Genomic DNA, 24,521 nt, shown 5'->3' on the forward strand with positions numbered 1-24,521 from the left:
CGTATCCTTGTCGCCGGACAGGCGATGCCGGGTCAATGCCAAGTCAGGCCATCACATTGTAGCGACGGTGCTGGGCTGGCGTTTTTGGTAACCTAGCTAACTGGCTCCGCTGTTGGCGCCATACCGCTTCACTCACACCTCCACGGTGTCGCACTTCTACGGGATGATTGCCATCGGCTTGCCGGTCAGAGGAGAGTCGGCAAGCAGCAGTGGCCGCGCTGGGGAGGATCACTTAGCGTGACACTATAGGGAAGCAAATGCTCGCCATCAGAGCGACGTTTGATCGTTCCGGCACGCCTGATGATTATGGCAGCGACATCGCGAGGCCCCGGGTTCGCTGAAGTGCGTTTACCGACGCGGTTAGTTCTTGATTGGTTTCGAGACTGCATCCGGAGATGCCGCGCTTGATGCGTTCGGCTTCATCTCGATGGTTTTTGCAGATACCATGCCGATCTCAGCGTCGAGCGCCGAAATTATATTGAGGAGCTCTTCATCTGAAAGTTGGCTCAGGTCTCGCCGGCCGATCGAGCCGGAGTGTTGAAGCTCAACCGGGGTCTCGCGCCAGCGCGCCCGGGTCTTCAGCCAGAAGATCTGCGCCGTGACGTTGCCGTTCTTGGCCGAGTTGAACAGGAAGCCCGCCACCTGGGCATTGGCCTTGGTCGTGCCGAGGTCCAGTTCGTCGCGGTAGTATTTACGCAGCGTCTTCGGGTCGATGCCGACCGTGCGGGAAATATCAGGCTCAGGAATGCCATAGGCCGCCATGGCCTCGACCTGGCGGCGCTGCACGGGGTCTGGCTTGTGGGCGCGGCGTGCCATCAGCTGGCCTTCTCCGGCCGCCGTTCTCCCGCGACATTGATGAACGGCCGACCATCGCCTTCAAGAGTTGCCGCCTGCCCGGTGAACGCCTGCCAGCGCAACACAGCGACGTCGACATAGGCCGGATCGAGCTCGATCGCGGAGCAGGACCGGCCGGTCATCTCGGCTGCAATGATGGTGGTCCCGGAACCGCTGAACGGCTCGTAAATCGCCTGACCAGGCGATGAGTTGTTCTCGATCGGCCGCCGCATGCATTCGACCGGCTTTTGGGTGCCGTGGCCATGGCCGCCGTCCTCCCTAGCATTGATGGTCCACAACGTGGACTGCTTGCGGTCGCCGCTCCAGTGCGAGCTGGACGTGCCACGCACGGCATACCAGCAGGGCTCGTGCTGCCAGTGATAGTGGCCGCGGCTGAGGGCGAAGCGGTCTTTGGCCCAGATGATCTGGGCTCTCACCTCGAAGCCGGCCGCTTCAAGCGACTGCTGAACCTCGCTCGTATAGCGCCCGGCGTGCCAGACGTAGGCAACAGTGCCCGGAAAGAGCGCCCAGGCCTCGCGCCAGTCGGCCCTGTCATCATTGGCCACCTTGCCCAGCTTGCGCTCGTTCAGATTGACTCCTGCCCGGATGCGCCAGGCCGGATCGTAATTCACCCCGTAAGGGGGGTCCGTAACCATCAGGTGAGGCTTGACGCCGGCAAGCACCTTCTCAACGTCGGTTGCTATGGTGCTGTCGCCGCACAGGAGCCGGTGCCGACCAAGCAGCCAGACGTCGCCTGATCGGGTAACGGGCTCCTTCGGTGGCTCGGGCACCTCGTCGGGATCGGTCAGACCTTCCGTGCCTTGGGCCAGCAACGCGATCCGCTCGGCCTCGGAGAAGCCGATCAGATCGAGGTCAAAACCCAGGACTTCGAGCTCACCCAGTTCGAGGCCCAGAATCTCCTCATCCCAGCCGGCGTTGAGACTGAGTTTGTTGTCGGCAATTGCGTAGGCGCGCTTCTGGGCGTCACTCCAGCCGGCCGCGACCATGACCGGCACGTCGCTCAACCGCAGCTTGCGGGCACCGAGAACGCGGCCATGACCGGCGATGATGGTGCCGTCCTCGCCGACGAGGACGGGATTGGTCCAACCCCACTCCCGGATCGACGCGGCAATCTGATCGATCTGAGCGTTGCTGTGGGTGCGGGCATTGCGCGCATACGGAATGAGCCGCTCGATCGGCCACCGCTCAATACGGTCGGCTGGCCATTTCCCTGTAGACGCTGCTGATGGCACGGAACTAGGCAAGCTTTTCATCCTCATTATCATCGGGATCGTCTGGCGACTTCCAGGTCACGATGATCCGCTCGATTTTCTGGATATCCTGCTGGTCTTCGAAGCCGCCGGCATGCTCGGCCAATCTCAGCAGCATGGCCAGGCTTCGGGTGTCGCCGCGCAACGCACCGACGACCACGCTCCGCAATATCGCTTCCGCCTTTGAGATCTTCTTGACCTTCGAGCCATCGCGAAGGGCCACCTCCTCATTGAGGATTTTGTTGAACAGCGTCTTGAGGTTCTGTCCGCCTTTGGGTCGGCCGGAGGGATTGCCGGAGACGCCGGGTTTGAACTGGCTATGCGTCGGCGGACACTTGTATCCGACCTTGGTTTTACCGGCTGACGTTGCGATGCTGCCGGGCATATCGGAAAAATCCTCTCGCTGGTGTCGTTCCGACATCATGTCGCCGTCCGTTAGAGGTCACGGCCGATGGCTTCGAACATACGCCGCAGCACGAAACTCCGAAGCAGCGAAACGCACGTGAAAATCCCGCCGATCAGCAGATTATCGGAAGCGGTGATGGCTATGCCGAAGATCGGAAATATCAACGTCTGCGTCCAAATGGCGACCGCATATCCGACGAAGATATTTGTTACGGCCTCCACAAATGACATTGCGATCGACTGTTGCATTCCCTGCCATGAAATCAATCAGTAGAAAATCTACGGCTCATCTACGAAGGATTCTAAGGCTTCACACCAAGAGCGCAATAACCGTTGTCTACTCAACACTACGCTTGTTTGCGCGGAGTAAGATTTTCGGTGAGAGAGACGCCATGAAGAAGAGAATAAGGCTGCGATACAGCCCGACTTCATGACCGCGAGGCTTAGGCACCATTCCCGGCCGCCAGCAGTCCCGCATTGGAGTCCTGTGACGCGACCAATGACGCATGACGCGTTATGACGCGTTTTTCTATTTATCGACTCCACGCGCGCGCACGCGCGTAAAAGGCAAACGGAAAAATCAGTCATGATGCGTCATGTGTCATTTTCCTTCATGGCCAACCTTAGCCGGACGAATCGGAAACCGCGCGTGCCGGGACCGGGTTGTCGGTAAGGCTCAAAGCCGCGGCGCTGCATGAGCTGCCCGAATGATTTCTTGCTGCCAGGCTCCTCGCCCGCCTTGTGCGAGTACTCCGACCAGCTCTCGAACAAATCGGCCGAGCGGTCCCAGATGAAATGCGGGCCGCGATCTATCCTCACTTCACAGCAATCCTCCAGCCACTGGCCAAAAAGGTCCTGGTCACTGAAATAAGCCTCGGTCGCCGCCTTCACGCTTTCAGGCCGGATCAAGCCTGCCCGCTGCCAATCGAGACATCCATCGATCATCCAGCGGAGGATGCCGCCGGCCTCAGCCATCAGCTTCCGCTCCAGTTCGTGGTCCGGCTGTTCAGGTTTGAGCATGAACGGAACGATGTTGAAGCGGCGTCGGGCCGCGTCGTCGACGTTGTGCAACACAGGTTTGTGGTTACCGACGACGATCAGCTTGAATTGCGGAGTGAACGTGAAATTATCCTGCCTCATAAAGCGGGCCGTGATTTTGTCGCCACCCGTCAATGCTTTGATCCGCGCTTCTGCCCAGGCGCGACCCTCCTCAGTTTCGCTGGCCGTCACGAGACGCGCCCCATTGAGCATCGCCAGTTCGGTCGAATGGCGGTCGTTCTGCGAGGCCGTGAAGGTGTCCATGGCGGAGGTTGTGGCGTACTCCGCCATGATCGCCGTTACCACGTTCAGAAAGACCGATTTGCCGTTGCCGCCGGGACCGTAAACGAACACCAGCGCGTGCTGATTGGTGACCCCGGTTAGGCAGTAGCCGCACCATTGTTGGAGGAAGCGGACCAGCCCTTGGTCTTTATCCGTGGTCTCGGCCAAGAAGCGGAGCCAACGCGGACAGCCATCCTCCAGCGGCGCACAAAACGTCGACTTGGTGATGCCGTCGCTGCGGATCGGGTTACGAAGCACGCCGGTCCTCAAGTCAACCGTGCCGCCCGGCGTGCCAAGCAGCCAAAGGTCTCGATCCCAGTAATCGGCCGAGACGGCGGTGACCCGGTCATTTCGTGCAAATCTCTCAATCCCGCCTGCGAACGAGGTTTTGCCAATGGTTTTGCGTCCGCGCGCGTCCTGGTCTTCACCTAGCGCTCTTGCGAGAAGCCGGGCCTTTTCAAACACGGCGCCGGTTAGATCCCGTTGCCATCTGAGGCCGTTCCATACAAACCACGATCCGGATGAATGACAGTATCGCAGGTCTGCGCCGTGCTGCTCAACAAAGCGCAGGGCGGCGCTGTCCTCTGTCACCACATCGTTGCTGAAGGGGTGGAGGGTTTCAAACTCGACGTTGCTGGAGAAGTCGGGTCGCATCATGCGGTCTGCCTTCCTGCCCGCCAAGCGTCATTGAGATCGCTGCCGATGCACGCCTTGACGATCGTGACGGGCTTTCCGGCCCTCAGGTACCGGCGCGCACATCTGCCGGTGTCGCGCCGGCTCGTTTCGTCATTTTCCTGCAACAGCGAGATCGCGGGCACCGCTAACACCGGGAATTTGCCGACCGCGCCGCTGCTGCCCAGCGCCCACACCCGACCAAGGCCGGCTTCACGCGCTGTGAGGCAACTCTCTATTCCCTCGCCACAGATCAGACCCTCGGTGTCTGACTTCGGATCGAGCTTTATGGCGGCGCCCTTTGCGATGCCGAACATCCGGCGATCGATCTTCTGAGCGCTCGTACGGTCCAGAAATGTCCTGTGAATGCCGCAGGGCTCGTCACTAGTGATGCTTCGAAACAGGCAAACCATGCCTGGAAGGCGAGTTTCTTTGTTAAACCAAAGCGATCGATGAAATCGAATGACGGGACCAGCTAATTCTGCGGCAAGATCGAGGCCGCGGTGCTGGTGCAAATATTGCTCGACCAGTGTGCCGCGCGGATCGTCGCCGTCGTCCCAGATTTCAAGAGCCTTTTCCTTGCTCCATTTCTTTTCGTCGACCTCGGACTTCGAGGACGCCGCCGTCAATACGACCTTGCGCCGGTCTCTAGAACCAAAGGTGCCGATCCCCAGGCGCCGCAGTACATGGTCGCGACATTCCTTCCAATCATCTCCAGCATGGCTGTAGACACAGATGCGGCCTTGTCTGATCGTGATGGAGAGCGATCGATCGGAGCGGGAATGATTTGGTCCTGGAACGTTCGCCGTGAAGCGCCCAGTCCTTTCGCCATCAAGAGCGCGGGCGATGGTGGAGATATCCATCACTTTGCCCCGCGCCCGTGGTCGGCATTGGATTGCACGCCAGCATACCGCGTGGCATCGAGGGGTGGTTTGGCCACGCCGCCAACGTCGAATGTCGCTGACACCCTCTGCTTCGTGCTCTCGTGCAGCCGTTTGTTCTCAAATGCTTCTACATCCTCCAAACGGTAAACGATGCGCCCCACCAATTTAACATAACGGGGACCTTCACCTGTCCAGCGCCAGCGTTCCAGAGTGCGAGGACTGATCGCCCAGCGGCGGGCTAGATCGTGTTGGCTGAGATGATTGATAGACACGCTGCTTCTCCTCGGTTGGTTGCGAACAACTGAGGAGACGATCGCGCACCTCAATGGAGGCAATCACCCAGGCAAACTGGAGGCAAATCGGGAGGAATTAGTCTCGGAGCTCAATCCAGCAGAACCCATGATCGGTTTTGATGTATCGGTTGAGCCGGGGCCAGGACGGATTGTTCTTGAAGGCCTTGGCAAAATCTGGTGATTGCGAACCAGCCTTTCTCAAAACGTCGCTCGTGCGCAGACGCTCGCCTTTTCTGAAAGCTTCCACGAGAAGATGAATGATGTTCTTCTGAATCTCGCCGCGGAAAATCCACATCTGCCCATCTATGACGAGTGTACGGAAATCCGATGACAAGCTGACACGCTCTGCAGAACGCCCACCCGACATGGGCGAGAACATGCCGTCAATAATATCCCTGTCCAGTCGAAACCATTTTGGATCGTGCGATAGCAAATCTGCCAATGACATCACCCGAAACCGATGCGGCCATTCGGCGAGCTCCGGCGACCGCTTGCTACTGGTTAGAATCAAGCCGCCTGACCTGCCGGCGCGGTTGGTCAAAGCTTCCATTAGCTTCTTAGCGATGCTCTGATGTTTAAGCCGCCTCGCGAACAGAATGGGCACTTTGCTCTGCCGGGTCACCCAGAAATTGCCGAGATCCCAAGCCTCGCCCTTCACCAGTTCATACGGCATACCGGTGTCAACAAGGGCGAGTTCGCTTGCAAGCCACTTCAGCCACCACGCCACATCCAGCTTGTAGGACTGCAGGTCCTTTGGATCCGGAAGAATGTATCCGTCAGGGGAGAAGTAGCCATAGGCCCGGTGATCGGAAATCCATTCGAGATCGACCGCACGAGGTCCGTCGTCGTCCATTACCATAACCGACGTCGAAACACTTTCAGCCTTCAGAGCCCCGCCGGAAATGAGATCGCCACCGGCAAGCCCCATCAGTAGGTCGTGGGTGATTACGGGCTGCTGTTGCTCGAGTAATCGCAGCAGCAAGGTTCCGTCACGGCGCGATATCCGTAATGGGTTTGCTGGATGCTGCTTACGCGGCATCAGACAAGCGAACGCCCCAGTCGCGAAGGTAGCGGTCAAGTATCAAACGTTCCCGTTCTGTCTTGCCGCGAAGGCTGCAACGATTGGGTTTAGTCAAGTCGACCCTGATTTTCTTTCGGCGTCTGCTTCCATTTGACGGTTCGAATTGCACCTCGATGCTGGCACGCCAAGGGTAGAGATCGCCATCTAGCGGATTAGTGTCGCCGTATTGATCGCGGATCAGTTCATGCAGCGTCGCCGGATCGTCAAACTTGACCTGAAATTGCTGGATCAGCCGTTGATCAGACGGCGACAGCGTCAGCATCGTAAGTTTGACCTTGGCGATGCCGTCTTCCGGATTTGTCGGAAACGGATGGGGATCAATCAGAGGCATGAGATCGAAAACGAGGAACGGGAGTTGTTCTCCAGACAATTCAACTCCAAGACAATGCTGTGCAAACAGCGCCGCGAAGGTCCGGCGCAAATCCTGTCTCTTTGAAATTACCTCGATCGTGCCCGACACCGCGTCATAAACAATGGCCGTCTCGCGCACCGGCCGGCGAGAACGACTCCTCAGACCATCATCCATGAACTCAAGTTCGTCGACAGGAAAATCCTCAGAATAAATCGTGAGCTGAATGTTGGGGTGCCCGTCGGGATCTTGTGACTGAAGCCGCTCGATCGGCTCAATGTGAAAGCGGCGAGCCCCAAACGCTCCTCGAACAGCGGCTTCTATTGATTGAAGCTGAGTTTCTCTGATGTCCACCTCGAGCCCGGTCGGCACAACAAAGCCGGCCCACATTCGTCGTGAATTCTGGTGTTCGTCGACGTACCTGATTTCCTCTGCATGACGAAATGCATCCGAGGACTGTAAAAACAGCCAATGAGCACGAGCCTGGGCGCCCTCAATGGCAAGCAGCTGATCGCGCCAATCCGGCAACTGCAACATGGCGGCCTGACCGATCTCATCGGTCATCGCCATGATTTTTTCCATGTCGGCAACCAGTTGCTCTCGCTGGGCTGGGCTGCAGGCTGATAAAACCCAGTCGGCCAATGCGCTCTGGTCGTCCGCCTCGCCGCAATCGAGCCCGATGCGGGTGGCGTGTTGCATGAGATTTTGGGGCTGAGCAGAGCGGAGAAATCTGGTCAGGCTTGGCATCGCACCTCCGTTCACGCGTGAATCGATAGGTATTCGATCATAGGAACATAGAGGGAACTTACGCACAAGCGCGACACAGTTCGCGTGCGCTGGCATGGCTTGCTTTGTAGCCGCAGCAGCATGACAAACGATTGTTTTTTCTGTTCTATTTGCTATTTCGAGTGCAGATTCGGCGCATGTCGATTCCTGCGGATAACTACGATTCCCTCACCGAAATCGCCGAAATATTGGCGCTCGGCCTTCAGCGTCTTCTGGCCCGGCAGTCCAGCAAATTATCTGCGGAGCGCGGAGAGAGTTCGCTTCACTTCCCGCCTGACCAGAGCGGTGCTGGTTCTCCGATCGCAATTGCGGAGACCCCATGACGAGTACCCAGCAAGGCCGCCCTCGCCGCCACCCACAAGCCAACAAATCGTTAGGCCAATGCCAGCCTTTGGCCGTTCAGCCCGTTAAAACCCTCTCAGTCGTGGCGCAGCTGGCCGCCTTGAAGGACGCGCCTACGCCTGCGCTGAAAGCCAAGTGGCGGGAGCTGTTCGACACCGAGCCGCCGCCCTATAACAGGCGCTTCCTCGAAAGCCGTTTGGCCTACCGCATCCAGGAATTGGCGTATGGCGGGCTGAAGCCGCAGACGCTGGCCCGGCTGAAGGAATTGGGAAAGCAGTTCGACAAGCCGGTCGGCGTTTCGATCCGCAAGCGAGCGGTCAGCGACCGTCCCATCGCGGGCACCCGACTTATCCGGGAATACCAGGGCATCGAGCATTGCGTCACCGTTCGCCGAGACGACTTCGAGTATCAGGGCCGCCCCTATCAGTCATTGTCGGCCATTGCACGAGCGATCACAGGGACGCGCTGGAACGGGCTGGTGTTTTTTGGTCTCAAGAACCAGCGGGGCGCGTCATGACGACCCAACTGCGAAAGGACCGAGCTTCCCGAGAAGCGGGGCGACCGGCGACGGGTCAGGCGAGGCCTGTAGTTCGCAAGCTCCGTTGCGCGGTCTACACCCGCAAATCCAGCGAGGAAGGCCTCGAGATGGAGTTCAACTCGCTCGATGCCCAGCGGGAAGCCTGCGAGGCCTATGTCGCCAGCCAGCGTGCGGAAGGTTGGCTGTTGGTGCCGGACCGCTACGATGACGGCGGGTTTTCCGGTGGCACGCTGGAGCGCCCTGCCTTGAAGCGCCTGCTTGCAGATATTGAAGCCGGCCGCATCGATGTGGTTGTGGTCTATAAGATCGATCGGCTGTCCCGGGCGCTGATGGACTTCTCGAGGCTGGTGGAGGTGTTCGATCGCCATGGCGTGACGTTCGTCTCCGTCACGCAGTCCTTTAACACCACGACAAGCATGGGACGTCTGACGCTGAATGTCCTGTTGTCCTTCGCCCAGTTCGAGCGCGAGGTGATCGGCGAGCGCATTCGTGACAAGGTGGCCGCCTCCCGCAAGAAAGGCATGTGGATGGGTGGCTGGGCTCCTCTCGGCTACGAGGTCAAGGAGCGCAAGCTCGTCGTTGTGAAGGAAGATGCCGAACGAGTCCGCGCCATCTTCAAGCGCTTCGTGCAACTCGGCTCAGCGACGGCGGTAGCCAAAGAGCTGGTGGCAAGAGGAGAGCGCAACAAGTACGGCCAGTTGCTGGACAAGGGCGCGCTGTATCGGCTTCTGAATAACCGCGTCTATATTGGTGAAGCCGTTCACAAGGGTACGTCCTATCCCGGCGAGCACGTCGCCATTATCGATCGTGGCCTCTGGGACAAGGTCCATGCGATCATGAAAGAAAGCCCGCGCAAGCGCGGTGCCCGCAACCGGGCGCAAACACCTGCCCTGCTCAAGGGACTGATCTTCGGACCAACCGGATGTGCGATGACGCCGACCCACACCCGCAAGGCCGGCAAGCTCTACCGCTATTACGTCTCCACCGGGGTATTCCGAGGATCCCACCCCGACTGCCCCGTGCAGCGCATCCCGGCGGCGGAGATCGAGATTGCTGTCGTCGAGCAGGTGCGTGTCCTACTACGCTCTCCCGAAATCATCGTTCGCACGTGGCACGTGGCGAGGCGATCGTTGGACGGTCTCAGTGAAGCCGACATACGGGAGACATTGGAACGGCTCGATCCGCTCTGGGACGAACTGTTCCCTGCCGAGCAGGCACGTATCGTGCAGTTGCTCGTCGAGCGTGTCGATGTCGGCACCAACGGGGTGGATATTCGGCTGCGGACGCAGGGGCTAACGAGTCTCGTTGCGGATCTCGGTGGCATCGGCCCTGATCGGAAAAGCACCGGCAACAGGAAGGCGGCGTAGACATGACAGCATCCGCTGCCCACGACCATGAAACCATCACCGTGCATGTGCCGCTGACCTTCGCCAGGCGCGGTGACCGCAAGCAGATCGTCCTGCCCGACGGCACATCGTCATGGGCCCCACCACTTGCCCGTGTCGACAACACCATGGTCAAAGCTATCGCCAGAGGCTTCCGCTGGCGCAAGCTGCTGGAAACCGGCGTTCATGCCACCGTCGAGGACATTGCCGCCGCAGAGAAGATCAATGCATCCTATGTCAGCCGTGTCCTGCGGCTCACCCTACTGGCGCCGCACATCGTGGAGGCAATCATAGATGGCCGGCAGGGATCGGAAATCACGCTGGCGGCACTGATGAAGCCGCTTCCGGTGGACTGGGAGCGGCAATGCAAGACTTTATCTTGCGATTTCTAAAGCGGATAGCGCAAGGTAGCCGCCAACGATCCCCCGCCCGGAATATCATTCTTTCGTGCGGCAATGACGCGAGCACCGCTGGTTAGTGCACGACGCATGATCTCATCCACAATTCCATAGGTGTCGGGCCCTTCCTCGCCAAAGACTACGGCTCCGGTATCCTCGTCGACGGTGCCATGGACGATCTCGTCGAAGTTCACCAGCAGGGTTTCTATTCCGCCAAACGTGGCAAGACGCGCTGCGTCCGAGATATCTGTGGTGGCCCGACGGTCATTGGCGCGTTGTTCAAACAGAGCCCTGACGCCTTCGATCTCCCGCGCGTAGGCGGCATCGAGTATGGGCCGCGCCGCTGCGGCGATCTCGCTCTCGGTCGAACGGTCATCGGTCACCGTCAGGGTTTCGGGGACGAGATTTGGATTGTTGTTGATCGAACGGAAAATGGTCGCCACCGGCTCATTCGCAGCCAGAATCAGCGGCACGTCGCGCCCCGCCAGTATCGGGCGAATGGCCGCATCCACCATGCGCGAATATTGTGCGAGCCGCACCTTCTGGCCTTCCGACCCCATTACACGGCGCAACGAGGTGCGATTGTTAAGTGAGGAGACCTTGACCGCGCTGGCCGCATCCTTTGGCAAGCCCGGTACCTGTAGTCGCTGCGGCGGCAAGTCAGGAAAGACCTCGATCAGTCGCACATCGTTCTCGGAGATAGCCAGCACGAAGGCTTCGTTCGGAAAGGTAATGGCGCGCATCAACGGCTTGAGTAGGAAGCGATCCGCCACCTCAATCGTCGACTGCAGTCGGTTGGCCAGCCGGAAGGTCTGGATGGTGTCCGGCGTTGCAAAGATCGCGAGGGAATGCGCCTGAAAGCGCCAGAACTCGTCATCATCCAACAAATCGTCGAGCTGTTCCGCCAGGAGCGCCAGTCGCCGCTTGTCCAGGCCACCGGCTTCAAGCTGGGCATAGGCCTGCTTAGCGAGATTGCCGGTCTCAATGCGCGAGGCCTCGACATCCTGGGTCAAAGGTGTAGTCCGCACATAGATGGATACGCAGGCATCGGCGCGCACATCATTGAGCTTGCGCAGGTCGGAGAGCGCGGGGATGTCGACATAGAGCATAGATGATCCTTCGCTTCTTCGAGATGGTCTACGCTTTCAGTTAATGCCCAGGAGACTTGGTTGCAAACAGGCGGATCAGGAGTCCGCGCGCCGCAGAGATCCAGGAGATCAGGAACTTACAGCTTTGCCCACCATCGAGTCGACGACCGAGGAGCGACAGATGCCGAAAACACGTTGGCAGCGCTGATGAAGGCTTTTCCTGTGGAATATCAAATTGCTTCGTTCTTGTAAAAATTTTCCTTTTGGCTTGAATGCATATGACTGGTCAGCCTACTGAAAGACATGAGTCAGCAGTTTCAAGAACTTCGGTCCGCGCTCTGGGATGCGGCAAACACGTTGCGCGGCTCCGCTGTCGATCGCACGGATTGGAAGGGCTACATTCTCCCACTTCTGTTTTTCAAGCGCATCTCGGACGTCTGGGATGAGGAAACGACTGAAGCGCGAGAGCTCTATGGCGATGCCGATCCATCTCTTTTCCCCGAGATACATCGCTTTGCGCTGCCGGAAGGATGCCACTGGAACGATGTCAGGGAAGTGGCGGCAAACGTTGGAGCTGCTCTGCAGAGGGCAATGCAGGAAATAGAACGAGCGAACCCGGATACGCTGTTTCGCGTCTTCGGAACGGCAGACTGGGGCAACAGGGAGAAGTTCTCGGACGAATTGCTGAAAGACCTGATCGAGGGGTTCTCGGAAATTCAGCTTGGAAATAAAGCTGTCAGCACCGACGTGCTCGGTGACGCCTACGAATATCTTGTCGGCAAGTTTGCCGACGTGACCCGTCGAAACAAGGCCGGTGAATTCTATACGCCTCGCAGCATCGTGCGCATGATGGTCGACATTCTCGACCCTCAAGAAGGCGAAAGTATCTACGATCCCGCGTGCGGCACCGGTGGCATGCTGCTCGGCGCGATCGAACACGTTGTTCGCAACGGTGGTGATCCGCGCACCTTCTATGGGAAGATCTACGGCCAAGAAAAAAATCTGACGACCGCTGCAATCGCACGGATGAACCTCGTCCTGCACGGGATCGAAGATTTCCAGGTTGCCCGCGAGGATACATTGCGCAATCCCGCCTTCACGGACTCCAGCACAAGTGGCCTTGCGACCTTCGACTGCGTCATCGCGAACCCGCCATTTTCGCTCAAGGAATGGGGTCGTGACCTCTGGGAGGCCGATCCTTGGGGCCGCGCCCAGTACGGCATTCCGCCCGAGAGCTATGGCGACTACGCCTTCGTCCAACACATGATCGCGTCGATGGTGCCCATCGGAAACAGCCGTATGGCGGTTGTCCTTCCGCAGGGCGCGCTCTTCCGAAAATCAGCCGAGGGCACGATCCGGCGGGCTCTGCTCGAACAGGATATGGTCGAGGCGGTTATCGGCCTGGCGCCGAATTTGTTTTACGGCACCCAGCTGGCGGGCTGCGTGATGGTGCTGCGCCGCAGGAAGCCCGAAAACCACCAGAACAAGGTCCTTATCATCGATGCTTCCAGCCTGTTCCGGAAAGGCCGGGCGCAGAACTTCCTTGACCAGGGGCACTCCGACCAGATCGTCGCGTGGTACCGCGCATTCGCGGATGTCGCAGACCGTGCCAAGGTCGCAACGCTGGACGAGATCAAAAAGGAAGGCTGGACGCTAAACATCTCGCGCTACGTCCTGCCACCCATTGGCCAGGATATCCCGCCGCTACCCAAAGCTGTTGAAGCTCTCAAGACTGCGCTCGCCGATGCGCGCGCGGCCGAGGATCACCTGCGCAAGGTGCTGGTCGAAGGGGGATGGCTGCAATGAGCGGGCTGACCCAACGCGAACTCGAAAGCTATCTCTGGGGCGCCGCAACCCTGCTGCGCGGCCTCATCGATGCCAGTGACTACAAGCAGTACATCTTCCCGCTGATGTTCTTCAAACGCTTGTCCGACGTCTGGGACGAGGATTACCAGCAGGCGCTCGATGAAACCGGCGATGAGGGCTATGCCATCAACACCGCCAACGACCGCTTCGTGATCCCCGAAGGCGCGAATTGGAACGACGTGCGCGCAGCACCACGCGATGTGGGGCGGGCGCTGCTGTCAGCCTTCCTCGCCATCGAGGCCGCCAACCCCGAGCGCCTTCAGGGCGTCTTCGGCAATGCCAATTGGACCGACAAGGCACAGATGCCCGACAGCACGTTGAAGAACCTGATCGAGCATTTCTCCAAGCACGACCTGACCCTTGCCGCTGTGCCCGAGGATGAGCTCGGCAACGGCTACGAATACCTGATCAAAAAATTCGCTGACGACAGCGGCCACACCGCGCAGGAGTTCTATACCAACCGAACACTCGTCCATCTGATGGCGCAGATGCTGGAGCCTCAGCCGGGCGAGAGCATCTATGACCCGACCTGCGGCACCGGCGGCATGCTGATCTCGTGCCTCGCTGAGGTGAAGCGGCGCGGGGGCGACATCCGAACCACCGGTCTGTACGGGCAGGAGCTGATCACCATCACCGCGGCCATCGCGCGGATGAATCTGGTCATCCATGGCGTAGACGATTTTCACATCGCCAGTGGCAATACGCTGGCCACGCCCGCCTTCGTGCAGGGCGACCGGCTTCGGACCTTCGACGTGGTCCTGGCCAATCCGCCCTATTCCATCAAGAAATGGAACCGTGGCGCGTGGGAGCAGGATGCCTGGGGTCGAAACTTCCTTGGCAGCCCGCCGCAGGGTCGGGCGGATTATGCCTTCTTCCAGCACATCCTGTCGTCGATGCACGCGAAGACAGGACGCTGCGCGATCCTGTTTCCGCATGGCGTGCTGTTCCGCAACGAAGAGGCCGAGATGCGGCGCAGGCTGGTCGAATCCGACCGGGTCGAATGCGTGCTGGGGCTGGGGCCGGGGCTGTTCTACAACTCGCCGATGGAGGCCTGCGTGGTGATCTGCCGGTCGCAGAAGCCCGAGGCGCGCAAGGGGCGCATCCTGTTCATCGACGCGGTGGCCGAGATTGCGCGCGAACGGGCGCAAAGTTTCCTGCGCCCCGAACATCAGGCGCGCATCCTGTCGGCCTATCACGCCTTTGCGGACGATCCCGGCTTTGCCGCGGTGGCGGATGTGGCCGATGTGCTGGCGGCGGACGGCAACCTGTCGATTGCCCGCTATGTGAAGCGGCCCAAGGCGGCGGTGGCGGGCGGTGCCACGCTGGCAGCAACCTGGGCGGCGTTTGATGAGGAAGGGCGCGAGTTCTGGACGGGCATGGACGCGCTGGTGGACATGCTCGATGGCCTGACGCCTGCGGAGGATGCCGATGCTTGAGCGGCCGATTTCCAAGGCGGGGTGGACGCGCGTGCGGTTCGACCAGATCGCCACGCAGATCAACGAGCGGGTCGACAACCCCGCCGAGGCCGGGGTGGAGCGCTATGTCGGGCTTGAACACCTTGATCCCGACAGCCTGCGCATCCGGCGCTGGGGCGAACCCACGGATGTGGAATCGACCAAGCTCCGGTTCCAGCCGGGCGACATCATCTTCGGCAAGCGCCGGGTCTATCAGCGCAAGGTGGCGGTGGCGGATTTCGAGGGCATCTGTTCGGCACATGCCATGGTGCTGCGCGCCAAGCCCGGCGCGGTGCTGCCCGACTTTCTGCCCTTCTTCATGCAGAGCGACCTGTTCATGGAACGGGCGTTGAGCATCTCGGTCGGGTCGCTGTCGCCTACGATCAACTGGACGGCGCTTGCGGCGGAGGAGTTCCTGCTGCCTCCGATCCGGGAGCAGTCACGGTTGGTTGAGGCGTTATCGGCCGCGGACAAGCTTGCGGAGGTTCAGCACGATCTCCTCACCCGCTCCGAGTCTGTTTTCAAGGCGCTGTTCAAGGAGAGAATTGGCAGAGGCTTCAAGCCAGCCGACTATCAACGTTGGGAGGAAGACGATGAACCCAACATGTGCTTTGTGAGGCTATCGGAAGTTGCGTCGGTAGATCGTGGAAGGTTCTCGCACAGGCCACGCAACTTGCCGCAATTCTTCGGTGGTCCGTATCCTTTCGCGCAGACCGGGGACGTCGCTGCTGCAAGGGGCAGGGATTTTTCTGCGTCTCAGTTTCTTTCCGATGAGGGGGTGCAATACGGCAAGTCATTCCCTCCAGGGACCATTTTTCTGACAATCGCTGCTGTGATTGCTGCAACCGCGATATCGACCACGGAAACGTATTGCACTGACAGTGTAGTAGGTATCGTCCCTAAAGACCCGCTCGATGTGGACTATCTTGAGTATACCTTGCGCTTCACTCGCCCATACCTCGAGTTTGAGGTTGCGACGCAGACGGCGCAAAAGAACATAAATCTAGAGGTCCTTCGACCGCTCACGATTCCTTGGCCAAGCAAGGAAGATAGGGATGCAATCGCGAAAGAACTTGCGGCGGCAGAAAGCGCGATCCGAACCATCGAAGCGCGGCAGGCCGCAACGAAGAAGATCATGCATGAAATATTGCGCGCCAATTTTGAGGTGCCCGCATGACCTTCAACGAAGCCAACACCGTCGAAGCCCATCTGCGCGCCCTTCTCGCGGGCGCGACCTCGGCCTGCCCGGCACAATTCTCCATTGGCCTCGCCCGCTCGGGCGGCAAGATCGCGGGCCTCGGCTGGCATTACGTCGCCCCCGCCGACCTTCCCCGCCAGCCGCAGGAGGTGCTGATCGAACCCCTTATGCGCGACGCCCTGATCCGCCTGAACCCCGACATTGCCGCCAACCCCGGCCGGACCGATGACGTGCTCTACCGCCTGCGCGCCATCGTCATGGGCGCGCGGTCGGACGGGCTGGTAAAGGCGAACGAGGAATTTGCCGCGTGGCTGCTGGGCGAACGCTCGATGCCCTTCGGCGCGAATGGCGAACACGTCACCATCCGCCTGATCGACTTTGACGAGATCGAAAGGAACAGTTTTGTCGTCACACAGCAGTTCACCATCCGGGCGGGCAAGACCGAAAAGCGCGCCGATCTGGTGCTGCTGGTCAACGGCATTCCGCTGGTCCTGATCGAGGCCAAGACGCCGGTACGGTCCAGCCAAAGCTGGCTCGACGCCGCCATCCAGGTCCATGACGATTACGAACGCAACGTGCCGGAACTGTTCGTGCCCAACGTCTTTTCGGTGGCGACCGAGGGCAAGGAGTTCCGCTACGGCTCGATCCGGATGCCGGTCGATCTGTGGGGCCCCTGGCGCGACGGCGACGGCAAGCAATCGCTGGGCGAGGTGGAAAAGGCTGCCGCGTCGATGCTGCGCCCGGCGATGGTGCTTGACATGCTCGACAGCTTCACGGCCTTCGCCACGCAGAAGGGCAAGCACCGCATCAAGATCATCGCCCGCTATCAGCAGGTGGACGGCGTCAACAAGATCGCCGCGCGGGTCGTGGCGGGCCAGCCGCGCAAGGGGCTGATCTGGCATTTCCAGGGGTCTGGCAAATCGCTGCTGATGCTGTTCGCCGCGCGTAAGCTGCGTCTGCACCCGGCGCTGAGAAACCCCACGGTGCTGATCGTGGTGGACCGCATTGACCTCGACAGCCAGATCTCGGGCACCTTCTATGCCGCCGACATGCCCAACATGGTGCGCACGGAAAGCCGCAAGGAGCTGGCCGATCTGCTGGGTAGGGACGCGCGGAAGGTGGTGATTACCACGATCCACAAATTCGCCGAGGCCGACGGCGTGCTGAACGACCGCGACAACATCATCGTGCTGGTGGACGAGGCACACCGCACGCAGGAAGGCGATCTGGGCCGCAAGATGCGCGAGGCGCTGCCGAACGCGTTTCTGTTCGGCCTGACCGGTACCCCGATCAACCGCGCCGACAAGAACACGTTCTACGCGTTTGGCGCTGATACGGACGAAGGCGGCTATATGAGCCGCTATGGCCTGAACGACTCGATCCGCGACGGGGCAACGAAGGAGCTGCATTTCGAGCCGCGGCTGGTGGACCTGCACATTGACCAGAAGGCCATCGAGGAAGCCTACGCCGAGCTGACGCAGGGCTTGACCGTCGAGGACCGGGATCGGCTGGGCAAGGCCGCTGCCAAGATGTCGATCCTGGTGAAGGCACCCGAGCGCATCCGCGCGATCTGTAGCGACATTGCCAAGCACTTTCAGGAGAAGGTCGCCCCGAACGGCTTCGGCGCCCAGGTGGTGACCTTCGACCGCGAAAGCTGTCTGCTCTACAAGCAGGAACTCGACCGTCATTTGCCGCCCGAGGTTTCGGACGTGGTGATCTCGGTCAACAGCGGCGAGCCGGAATATGCGCCCTACAAACGCGACCGCGATGCCGAAGAAAAGCTGCTCGACCGCTTCCGCGATCCGAAGGACCCGCTGAAGATCATTATCGTGACGTCGAAGCTGCTAACCGGCTTCGATGCACCGATCCTCCAAACGATGTACCTGGACAAGCCGCTGCGCGATCACACTCTGCTGCAGGCGATCTGCCGGACGAACCGCCCGTATGGCGAGCAGAAGACGCATGGCCTCATAGTCGATTACCTCGGCATCTTCGACGACGTGGCGCAGGCGCTGAAGTTCGACGAGGAAGGCGTGCAGAAGGCGGTGTCGAACATCGCCGAGTTAATCAATGCCCTGCCGACCCGCCTGCAGAAGTGCCTCGCCTATTTCGCGGGCTTGGACCGCAACCTGACCGGCTACGAAGGCCTGATCGCCGCGCAGGAGTGCATCCCGAACAACGAGCTGCGCGACGCCTTCGCAAGCGAATTCAGCGTGCTGGCGCGGATATGGGAGGCGCTGTCGCCTGATCCGGTGCTGACGCAATACGAAACCGACTACCGCTGGCTGGCGCAGGTCTACGAGTCGCTGAAGCCCTCCAGCGGCACCGGTCGGCTTCTTTGGTATCGGCTGGGTGCCAAGACCATCGAACTGATCCACGAGAATGTCCATGTGGATGCGGTGCGCGACGATCTCGACACCTTGGTCCTGGATGCCGAACTACTCGAAGCCGTCCTCGGCAACCCCGACCCAGAAAAAAAGGCCAAGGAAATTTCCGTCAAGCTGGCGGGTCGCCTGCGAAAGCACGCCGAAAACCCGAAATTCAAGGCACTGGGCGAGCGCCTCGAGGACCTGAAGAACCGGCACCAGCAGGGCCTGTTGCTGTCGATCGACTTCCTGAAAGAGCTTCTAGCGCTGGCAAAAGACGTGGTGAAGACCGAGCGCGAAACGCCGGACGAAGAGGACATCGACCGGGGCAAAGCAGCGTTGACCGAGCTGTTCGAGGAAGCCCGGAACGGTGATACGCCGGTCATGGTCAAGCGGGTTGTGGACGACATCGACGAGATCGTGCGTGCTGTCCGGTTTGACGGTTGGCAGGCCACGCATGCCGGTGAGCGTGAGGTGAAGAAGGCGCTTCGTCAGACGCTTTTCCGCTACAAGCTGCACCAGGACGCAGAGTTGTTCGAGAAAGCATACGGCTACATTCGCGAGTATTATTGACGCTTTCAGGGATGACTGCTCGGATCACGAGCCTCGGTCACTGAGGTTCTGTTGCCAATCACATATGCAGCACGACTTCTTGAAAGTTCGATCCGGGAGTCTTTCCCCCTGCAAATTGCACCACAAAAGTACGGCTCGAACAGTCAGAATAACTCTGCAATTAGAGGCACTTGCGCCTCCGTACCAAATCCGTACAGTCAGGAGGTTTGGAGAATTTCGGCATAGAGAGAGCGAAATGCGCGTTCCGGCCGGATCGCGTGGTCAGCAGCTTTGGTACGAAACCCTGCAATTCTGCGCCTTTCCCGGCGCTGATCTCGGCAGCAGAGAATATTGGAGGTAGGGGTTCTGGCGGAGAGAGTGGGATACGAACTCTCGCTACGGACGGCCTCACAAACCCCGGTTCGAAAAGCCACAAGATTGCTCAGAAACGACTGGCATTGGGAGACGATTGGAGCGGTACTGTCGGTGCGTTGAGGCCTCCTGCACTTAACGCCTGCCCCGCCGGTGTGTTGCCGTGACGGGGCTTCGGTGGTGACAGCGATGATGCTGCCGCGACCGGAGACGTCACATGGCCAAAACACAATCCCGCAAAGCCGCACCTCGATCAGCGATGGCGACCAAGCGCACAAAGTCCGCGCACCCTTCCTTGACCAGAACCGCCAAAGCTGTATCGGTCAAGAAGATCAACTCAGCACCAGCCCGATCGTTGGATCGGCCGGTGCGGCATCGCAGTGGCAGCAAGCAAGCCCTGGTCATCGAGATGCTGATGAAGCCTGAAGGCGCGACGATCGGCGACATCATGAAGGCCACAGATTGGCAGCAGCATTCGGTGCGCGGCTTTTTTGCTGGCGTCATCCGGAAGAAGCTCAAGCTGACGTTGATATCGAAAGCTGCTGAAGCCGGTCGGATCTACAAAATATCTGGCGACACCGCATCTACCGCTTCCACCGAATCGACGTCAAACAATACTGCGGCCTGATGCCATGGAGCGAAGGTCAGGCTCCCGAAAGCCTATCGGTCGAAGGCTGATGGGCTTGTCAATGGAAGACGAGATTGCGCATCTGCGCAGTCTCGATCTACTCAGCTTGCACGCTCGCTGGCAGAGTGTTGTTGGGCGCCCGGCCCCGGAACACCTGCCCAAGCATCTGCTGTTCGGCATCCTTGCCTATCGCATCCAGGCCGATGCACTTGGGGATCTCGATGCTGCGACGGTGCAACTTCTGAAGCGTGCGGCTACCGTGCGGTCTTTGAGTGAGGTTTTGCCATTGGTATCGGCACAGGATCAGCGCAAGCAAGCCATGGTGCCCGGCACTGTTCTAACCCGGGAGTGGAACGGGCAACTTCATCGGGTGATGGCCGTCGAAGGCGGCTTCGCTTTTGAGGGCAAGACCTTCGACAGCCTGTCGGGGATTGCGTTTGCGATCACCGGCACAAACTGGAATGGACCGCGCTTTTTTGGTTTGCGTGCCGGAATCGGCAAGGGGGTACGAACATGAAGCCGGCCGACAACCGGGTCGTCCGGTGCGCGATCTATACCAGGGTGTCTACGGACACCGGCCTTGATCAGGAGTTCAACTCGCTGGATGCCCAGTATGACGCGTCCCAGGCCTATATCCGAAGTCAGGCGCATGCAGGCTGGTCGCTGGTGACGGCGCGATATGATGATGGAGGATTCTCTGGCGGATCGACCGATCGCCCTGCCCTGCAGCGGTTGCTGGCGGATGTCGCGGCCCGCCGGATCCACATTATCGTCGTTTACAAGGTGGACCGGCTGACCCGCTCTCTAGCTGACTTCGCCAAGCTGGTCGAACTGTTCGATGCCCATGGTGTGTCATTTGTCTCGGTGACCCAGCAGTTCAACACCACCACATCGATGGGACGGTTGACGCTGAACGTGCTTTTGTCCTTCGCGCAGTTCGAGCGGGAAGTCACCTCGGAGCGCATCCGCGACAAGATTGCAGCCTCTAAACGCAAGGGGCTATGGGTCGGCGGCATGGTTCCTCTGGGTTATATCCTCAAGGATGGTCAGCTTCACCTTCAGGAGGAAGAGGCCAATACCGTTCGTCTGATCTTTCAGCGCTATCTGGAACTCGGCAGCGTCAACCGCCTCGTCAAGGACCTGAAGGAGCGAGGCTTTAAGTCCAAGGTCCGGCAGCTGGCATCAGGCGGAACGCGAGGAGGTGTGCCGTTCACGCAGGGACCGTTGTTCTATATGCTGCGGAACCGGTTTTATCTGGGCGAGGTCAGGTTTAAGGGCGAGATTCTGCCTGGACCGCAGCCCGCCCTGCTCGACCGCGCACTGTTTGAGGCCGTTCAGAAAAAGTTGACCGAACAGCGGTCCCACCACACGACGACCCGTATCCGAACCCGCGCCCTCCTTGCAGGGCTGCTGTTTGATGACGCAGGTCATCGGATGATCTTGACCTACGCCAGTCGAAACCGTGTTCGGCATCGCTATTACGTCTCTGCGCCCTGCATCCGGGGTCAAACGGATGAGCCGGTTGGCTCTGTGACCCGCGTGCCTGCGTCAGACATTGAAGCCTCGATCTCCAAGGCGGTCATGGCCAACACGGATGTCGATGAACCATCCTCGAACGAAACCTTGTCTCGAGAAGTGCTTGAGCGGTTCGTCATCCAGATTGAGGTTCGCAAGAACCAGTTGGCCATTCATCTAAGGTCTGGCGAAAACGATATCCAAGGGACGCAGGACGATCCAGATCCGGATGAATCTCGCGCGGTCGCTACGCGCATCATCGTCGTACCCTGGAAGAAGCCCTCAAGGCCAGCCCGAGAAATCTTGTTGCCGGCGAACACGCCAGAGCATCGCGCCAGGCCCATGAAGGCCGAACGCCGGTCGGCTCTGATCCGAGCGATCGGCCGCGGCCGCCTCTGGCTTCAGGAGATCGTCGACGGCCGCGAGACCATCGAAAGCCTTGCCGCTAGGCAACATTGCAGCACGCGACATATCAAGATGACGATCTCGCTCGCCTTCCTTGCACCGACGCTCGTGACAGCAGCCGTTGAAGGACGATTCCCGCGCGGAATTGGCGTTGCTGCCCTTCGCGATGCGCCGGCTGAATGGTCACAGCAGATGAGGCGGCTCGGATTGGCGCCCACAGGCACTCCCGGTCCTGCCAGCCGATAACCCTGCCTTATCCTGTCAGCCAATTCCCAGGAACGGGAATTTGCGCCGCAGAGACAGCGCCCCAAAACCAGCCCAGACGGGTCACAGAGACAGCACCTCCGCAGATCAAAGTGCGGAAAAGCCCGCCAACAGCGGGGCTTTTTCGTCAGTCTCTGGAAATGCGGAAAATAACAGACTGAGTGGTGGCGGACCCAGTCGGGTGCGAACGGGTCTCCGTGTTATTTGGGCTAAACAGGGTGATTTGCTGCAAATAACAGGGAGACGTATAGCGACGATCGTGACTTACGCCTCCCTCGTAACGCTTTCTGTAATTTTTCTGAAAGAAAATATCAGGGAGTAAACAGGGAGGCGGCCCCTTAGAAACACGATCGAAAAAGACAAAAACACAGCTTTTTTGTAAGCGTCCATTTCTCGCACCCTTGTTCGATCGTTAGCGACTCCGATCTGTTCCTGTCTTCAATTTGAAGATGGAGAGAACAGCATGACGAGCGACATCGAGGGTGGAGACGTCAAGGCGAGGATTTTTGGCGGGCGCATCACGAGGCATGGACGCGTAGCGACTTGAATCAACGTCAATATTGTGAAGCGCAAGGCATTCCGCTCAAGGCGTTTGGCAACTGGCGATCGTTGTTTAAAGTGGAGCCACAGCCGCCCAAGCGGAAGCTGTTGTATCGACGACGCCCCTTAAGTCCTCCCCTTAGTCCGCCGTTAAGTCCCCTCGTAAGTCCGGGGTCTTATCCCTCCTCGACGGCAGCGGAGCCCATTGTTCCAAGACCACGTGAAGGGCATCGGCGACGGTTCAGCGAAGCCGACAAGCGTTGGATTCTTGAAGAGATGATACGGTCCGGCGCGAGCGGCAGCGAGATCTCGCGCTGCTACGGCATCGCTCCGCGCGTTCTGCGCCGATGGAAGCAGGACGTTGCCGCAGCGAAAGAGCTGGGCTTCGTCACTGTGCAGATCGCCGACGGAGCGACACCTGCGGCCGAGAGGGCCATGCCATGACGGCCTTGCTTCCTCCAAACGTAAAGGTGCACCTGGCTCTGGGCTACATCGATATGCGCAAAGGCATCGACGGTCTCGCGATGCTGGCGCAAGGCGTCCTGCACCAGGATCCATTTACCGGACATCTGTTTGTCTTCCGAGGTCGCACCAGGGCCAACCTTATCAAGATCATCTACTGGGATGGCACCGGCTTCTGCCTGTTCACAAAACGGCTCGAGCATGGTGTCTTTCTGTGGCCGCCGAGCATTGCGCCTGGCGAAACGCTGTCGTTGACCTCAGCACAGCTATCGCTGCTGATCGAAGGTGTCGATTGGCGCGCGCCCGAGCAACGCTGGCGTCCGGCAATTGCCGGATGATCTGCGACCGATTGACTCGATGATGTAAGAAATGCGGCGAGAACGGTGCGAGTCAGTTAGATTCTTCTCGTATGAACGTCGATCTCGCCGCACTGCCCGACGACGTGGAGACGCTGCAAAAGCTGGTGCGTTCGCTTGTAGCCGAGCGCATCAGCCTCAGCGAGGCGAAGGCCGAGATCGAACGGCTCAATCTCATCATCAAGAGGCTGCAGCGCAACCAGTACGGCCGCCGGGCTGAGCGGCTCGATGACGAGCAGTTGCAACTCGGCTTCGAAGACCTCAACGCCGATCTTGCGCGCGTCGAAACTAGCCTTCCGCCTCCGCCAGCCGAGAGCCGTCCCCCGAGGACCCAAAGCGAGCGCCCGAGCCTGCCGGTGCACTTGCCCCGCGAGGATGTCAGGCTCGATGTTGAGCATCAAACCTGCCCCTGTTGCGGCGGCATACTACACTTGATCGGCGAAACGACGAGCGAGATGCTCGACCACGTGCCGGCGCGGCTGCGGGTCATCCGAATCTGCCGGACGCGCTATGGCTGTCGGGCCTGCGGGACTATCCATCAAGCGCCAGCACCAGAGCGGCCGATCGCCAAGGGGCTGGCCTCCCCGGCTCTGCTCGCCCATGTTCTGGTCTCCAAATACTGCGATCACCTCCCGCTTTACAGGCAGAGCCAGATCTTCGCCCGGCAGGGCGTCACGTTGGACCGCTCGACCTTGGCGAACTGGATCGGCGGCGCCTGCTGGTGGCTGGAGCCCCTTCAATCCAAGCTCGCTGAACACATCTTTGCGTCGCAGAAACTGTTCGCCGACGACACGCCGATCCCGGTACTCGATCCCGGCCGCGGCCGCACCAAAACTGGCCGGTTGTGGGTGTACGCCCGCGATGACCGGCCTTGGAACGGACCGGATCCGCCAGCCG

At 59.7% G+C, this 24,521-nt stretch carries 24 protein-coding genes; 14 read left to right on the forward strand and 10 right to left on the reverse strand.

The genetic code is table 11. The features are described 5' to 3' along the window. Window positions 1-360 precede the first annotated feature (360 nt). From NB311A_RS19825 to NB311A_RS18910, 9 genes are all read right to left on the reverse strand, one after another. Window positions 361-816 carry a hypothetical protein gene (locus NB311A_RS19825; protein ID WP_009800255.1) on the reverse strand — a complete coding sequence of 152 codons (456 nt, stop codon included), beginning with the start codon at window positions 814-816 and terminating at the stop codon, window positions 361-363. Then, window positions 816-2,099, reverse strand: coding sequence for a site-specific DNA-methyltransferase (locus NB311A_RS18880; RefSeq protein WP_245257040.1), 1,284 nt, complete (start codon window positions 2,097-2,099; stop codon window positions 816-818). The genes NB311A_RS19825 and NB311A_RS18880 overlap by 1 nt, the downstream gene beginning before the upstream one ends. Continuing rightward, window positions 2,092-2,529, reverse strand: a complete 438-nt coding sequence (locus tag NB311A_RS19830; RefSeq protein ID WP_009800257.1) for a DUF5681 domain-containing protein — start codon at window positions 2,527-2,529, stop codon at window positions 2,092-2,094. Before NB311A_RS19830 ends, NB311A_RS18880 begins: the two co-directional genes overlap by 8 nt. Before the next feature lie 11 nt (window positions 2,530-2,540). Further along, window positions 2,541-2,741: a hypothetical protein gene (locus NB311A_RS18890; protein ID WP_207382399.1), complete on the reverse strand. Its 201-nt coding sequence runs from the start codon at window positions 2,739-2,741 to the stop codon at window positions 2,541-2,543. 363 nt (window positions 2,742-3,104) lie between these two features. After that, window positions 3,105-4,487, reverse strand: coding sequence for a phage/plasmid primase, P4 family (locus NB311A_RS18895; protein WP_009800259.1), 1,383 nt, complete (start codon window positions 4,485-4,487; stop codon window positions 3,105-3,107). Then, window positions 4,484-5,365 (reverse strand): toprim domain-containing protein, encoded by an 882-nt coding sequence (locus tag NB311A_RS18900; RefSeq protein ID WP_009800260.1) that lies wholly within the window; start codon window positions 5,363-5,365, stop codon window positions 4,484-4,486. The genes NB311A_RS18895 and NB311A_RS18900 overlap by 4 nt, the downstream gene beginning before the upstream one ends. Next, entirely contained in the window at window positions 5,365-5,658 is a 294-nt protein-coding gene (locus tag NB311A_RS22835; RefSeq protein ID WP_009800261.1) for an AlpA family transcriptional regulator, read from the reverse strand. The genes NB311A_RS18900 and NB311A_RS22835 overlap by 1 nt, the downstream gene beginning before the upstream one ends. Before the next feature lie 97 nt (window positions 5,659-5,755). Continuing rightward, a complete protein-coding gene (locus NB311A_RS18905) occupies window positions 5,756-6,718 on the reverse strand; it encodes a hypothetical protein (RefSeq protein ID WP_009800262.1) in 963 nt (320 codons plus the stop codon). Then, window positions 6,708-7,856: a hypothetical protein gene (locus tag NB311A_RS18910; RefSeq protein ID WP_131522943.1), complete on the reverse strand. Its 1,149-nt coding sequence runs from the start codon at window positions 7,854-7,856 to the stop codon at window positions 6,708-6,710. The genes NB311A_RS18905 and NB311A_RS18910 overlap by 11 nt, the downstream gene beginning before the upstream one ends. A gap of 131 nt (window positions 7,857-7,987) precedes the next feature. Between NB311A_RS18910 and NB311A_RS18915 the strand changes: the two genes are divergently transcribed. The 4 genes from NB311A_RS18915 to NB311A_RS18930 are packed head-to-tail and all read left to right on the forward strand — an operon-like array spanning window position 7,988 to window position 10,552. After that, the gene (locus NB311A_RS18915) at window positions 7,988-8,218 is read left to right on the forward strand and encodes a hypothetical protein (protein WP_009800264.1); all 231 of its coding nucleotides are present in this window, start codon (window positions 7,988-7,990) and stop codon (window positions 8,216-8,218) included. Further along, entirely contained in the window at window positions 8,215-8,754 is a 540-nt protein-coding gene (locus NB311A_RS18920) for a DUF2924 domain-containing protein (protein ID WP_083780524.1), read from the forward strand. The genes NB311A_RS18915 and NB311A_RS18920 overlap by 4 nt, the downstream gene beginning before the upstream one ends. Beyond that, on the forward strand, window positions 8,751-10,142 hold the full coding sequence (locus NB311A_RS18925; protein WP_009800266.1) for a recombinase family protein: 1,392 nt from the start codon (window positions 8,751-8,753) through the stop codon (window positions 10,140-10,142). Before NB311A_RS18920 ends, NB311A_RS18925 begins: the two co-directional genes overlap by 4 nt. Window positions 10,143-10,144: 2 nt before the next feature. Beyond that, the gene (locus NB311A_RS18930) at window positions 10,145-10,552 is read left to right on the forward strand and encodes a hypothetical protein (RefSeq protein WP_009800267.1); all 408 of its coding nucleotides are present in this window, start codon (window positions 10,145-10,147) and stop codon (window positions 10,550-10,552) included. On the opposite strand, the gene NB311A_RS18935 is transcribed toward NB311A_RS18930, so the two are convergent. Further along, window positions 10,549-11,667, reverse strand: a complete 1,119-nt coding sequence (locus NB311A_RS18935; RefSeq protein ID WP_009800268.1) for a hypothetical protein — start codon at window positions 11,665-11,667, stop codon at window positions 10,549-10,551. The two genes, NB311A_RS18930 and NB311A_RS18935, sit on opposite strands and share 4 nt — an antisense overlap. 282 nt (window positions 11,668-11,949) lie before the next feature. On the opposite strand from NB311A_RS18935, the gene NB311A_RS18940 reads away from it, so the two are divergent. The 10 genes from NB311A_RS18940 to NB311A_RS18980 all read left to right on the forward strand — a co-directional run. Next, window positions 11,950-13,452, forward strand: coding sequence for a class I SAM-dependent DNA methyltransferase (locus NB311A_RS18940; protein ID WP_009800269.1), 1,503 nt, complete (start codon window positions 11,950-11,952; stop codon window positions 13,450-13,452). After that, window positions 13,449-14,948 (forward strand): class I SAM-dependent DNA methyltransferase, encoded by a 1,500-nt coding sequence (locus NB311A_RS18945; protein ID WP_009800270.1) that lies wholly within the window; start codon window positions 13,449-13,451, stop codon window positions 14,946-14,948. The genes NB311A_RS18940 and NB311A_RS18945 overlap by 4 nt, the downstream gene beginning before the upstream one ends. Beyond that, window positions 14,941-16,143 (forward strand): restriction endonuclease subunit S, encoded by a 1,203-nt coding sequence (locus tag NB311A_RS20940; RefSeq protein WP_131522944.1) that lies wholly within the window; start codon window positions 14,941-14,943, stop codon window positions 16,141-16,143. The genes NB311A_RS18945 and NB311A_RS20940 overlap by 8 nt, the downstream gene beginning before the upstream one ends. After that, window positions 16,140-19,103: a type I restriction endonuclease subunit R gene (locus NB311A_RS18955; protein WP_009800272.1), complete on the forward strand. Its 2,964-nt coding sequence runs from the start codon at window positions 16,140-16,142 to the stop codon at window positions 19,101-19,103. The genes NB311A_RS20940 and NB311A_RS18955 overlap by 4 nt, the downstream gene beginning before the upstream one ends. A gap of 610 nt (window positions 19,104-19,713) precedes the next feature. Next, window positions 19,714-20,082 carry a DUF3489 domain-containing protein gene (locus NB311A_RS18960; RefSeq protein ID WP_009800273.1) on the forward strand — a complete coding sequence of 123 codons (369 nt, stop codon included), beginning with the start codon at window positions 19,714-19,716 and terminating at the stop codon, window positions 20,080-20,082. A gap of 61 nt (window positions 20,083-20,143) precedes the next feature. After that, complete coding sequence (locus NB311A_RS18965; protein ID WP_009800274.1) at window positions 20,144-20,599, forward strand: DUF2924 domain-containing protein; 456 nt, start codon at window positions 20,144-20,146, stop codon at window positions 20,597-20,599. After that, window positions 20,596-22,248 (forward strand): recombinase family protein, encoded by a 1,653-nt coding sequence (locus tag NB311A_RS18970; protein WP_009800275.1) that lies wholly within the window; start codon window positions 20,596-20,598, stop codon window positions 22,246-22,248. The genes NB311A_RS18965 and NB311A_RS18970 overlap by 4 nt, the downstream gene beginning before the upstream one ends. 636 nt (window positions 22,249-22,884) lie before the next feature. Beyond that, on the forward strand, window positions 22,885-23,250 hold the full coding sequence (locus tag NB311A_RS22960; protein ID WP_256365435.1) for a transposase: 366 nt from the start codon (window positions 22,885-22,887) through the stop codon (window positions 23,248-23,250). Beyond that, on the forward strand, window positions 23,247-23,606 hold the full coding sequence (gene tnpB, locus NB311A_RS18975) for an IS66 family insertion sequence element accessory protein TnpB (protein ID WP_009800277.1): 360 nt from the start codon (window positions 23,247-23,249) through the stop codon (window positions 23,604-23,606). The genes NB311A_RS22960 and tnpB overlap by 4 nt, the downstream gene beginning before the upstream one ends. Before the next feature lie 71 nt (window positions 23,607-23,677). Further along, on the forward strand, window positions 23,678-24,521 hold an 844-nt coding region (locus NB311A_RS18980; RefSeq protein WP_009800278.1), incomplete at its 3' end, for an IS66 family transposase.

This window comes from Nitrobacter sp. Nb-311A (genome assembly GCF_000152905.1).
Taxonomy (GTDB): domain Bacteria; phylum Pseudomonadota; class Alphaproteobacteria; order Rhizobiales; family Xanthobacteraceae; genus Nitrobacter.

Excerpts from the sequence above, each read along its gene's own strand:
- NB311A_RS18930 (WP_009800267.1), top strand. The coding sequence starts at position 10,145 with ATGACAGCATCCGCTGCCCACGACCATGAAACCATCACCGTGCATGTG.
- NB311A_RS20940 (WP_131522944.1), top strand. The coding sequence starts at position 14,941 with ATGCTTGAGCGGCCGATTTCCAAGGCGGGGTGGACGCGCGTGCGGTTC.
- NB311A_RS18935 (WP_009800268.1), bottom strand. The coding sequence starts at position 11,667 with ATGCTCTATGTCGACATCCCCGCGCTCTCCGACCTGCGCAAGCTCAAT.
- NB311A_RS18955 (WP_009800272.1), top strand. The coding sequence starts at position 16,140 with ATGACCTTCAACGAAGCCAACACCGTCGAAGCCCATCTGCGCGCCCTT.
- tnpB (WP_009800277.1), top strand. The coding sequence starts at position 23,247 with ATGACGGCCTTGCTTCCTCCAAACGTAAAGGTGCACCTGGCTCTGGGC.
- NB311A_RS18890 (WP_207382399.1), bottom strand. The coding sequence starts at position 2,741 with ATGTCATTTGTGGAGGCCGTAACAAATATCTTCGTCGGATATGCGGTC.
- NB311A_RS19825 (WP_009800255.1), bottom strand. The coding sequence starts at position 816 with ATGGCACGCCGCGCCCACAAGCCAGACCCCGTGCAGCGCCGCCAGGTC.
- NB311A_RS18920 (WP_083780524.1), top strand. The coding sequence starts at position 8,215 with ATGACGAGTACCCAGCAAGGCCGCCCTCGCCGCCACCCACAAGCCAAC.
- NB311A_RS18965 (WP_009800274.1), top strand. The coding sequence starts at position 20,144 with ATGGAAGACGAGATTGCGCATCTGCGCAGTCTCGATCTACTCAGCTTG.
- NB311A_RS18970 (WP_009800275.1), top strand. The coding sequence starts at position 20,596 with ATGAAGCCGGCCGACAACCGGGTCGTCCGGTGCGCGATCTATACCAGG.
- NB311A_RS18925 (WP_009800266.1), top strand. The coding sequence starts at position 8,751 with ATGACGACCCAACTGCGAAAGGACCGAGCTTCCCGAGAAGCGGGGCGA.
- NB311A_RS18895 (WP_009800259.1), bottom strand. The coding sequence starts at position 4,487 with ATGATGCGACCCGACTTCTCCAGCAACGTCGAGTTTGAAACCCTCCAC.
- NB311A_RS18945 (WP_009800270.1), top strand. The coding sequence starts at position 13,449 with ATGAGCGGGCTGACCCAACGCGAACTCGAAAGCTATCTCTGGGGCGCC.
- NB311A_RS18905 (WP_009800262.1), bottom strand. The coding sequence starts at position 6,718 with ATGCCGCGTAAGCAGCATCCAGCAAACCCATTACGGATATCGCGCCGT.
- NB311A_RS18900 (WP_009800260.1), bottom strand. The coding sequence starts at position 5,365 with ATGGATATCTCCACCATCGCCCGCGCTCTTGATGGCGAAAGGACTGGG.
- NB311A_RS18960 (WP_009800273.1), top strand. The coding sequence starts at position 19,714 with ATGGCGACCAAGCGCACAAAGTCCGCGCACCCTTCCTTGACCAGAACC.
- NB311A_RS18910 (WP_131522943.1), bottom strand. The coding sequence starts at position 7,856 with ATGCCAAGCCTGACCAGATTTCTCCGCTCTGCTCAGCCCCAAAATCTC.
- NB311A_RS19830 (WP_009800257.1), bottom strand. The coding sequence starts at position 2,529 with ATGATGTCGGAACGACACCAGCGAGAGGATTTTTCCGATATGCCCGGC.
- NB311A_RS18940 (WP_009800269.1), top strand. The coding sequence starts at position 11,950 with ATGAGTCAGCAGTTTCAAGAACTTCGGTCCGCGCTCTGGGATGCGGCA.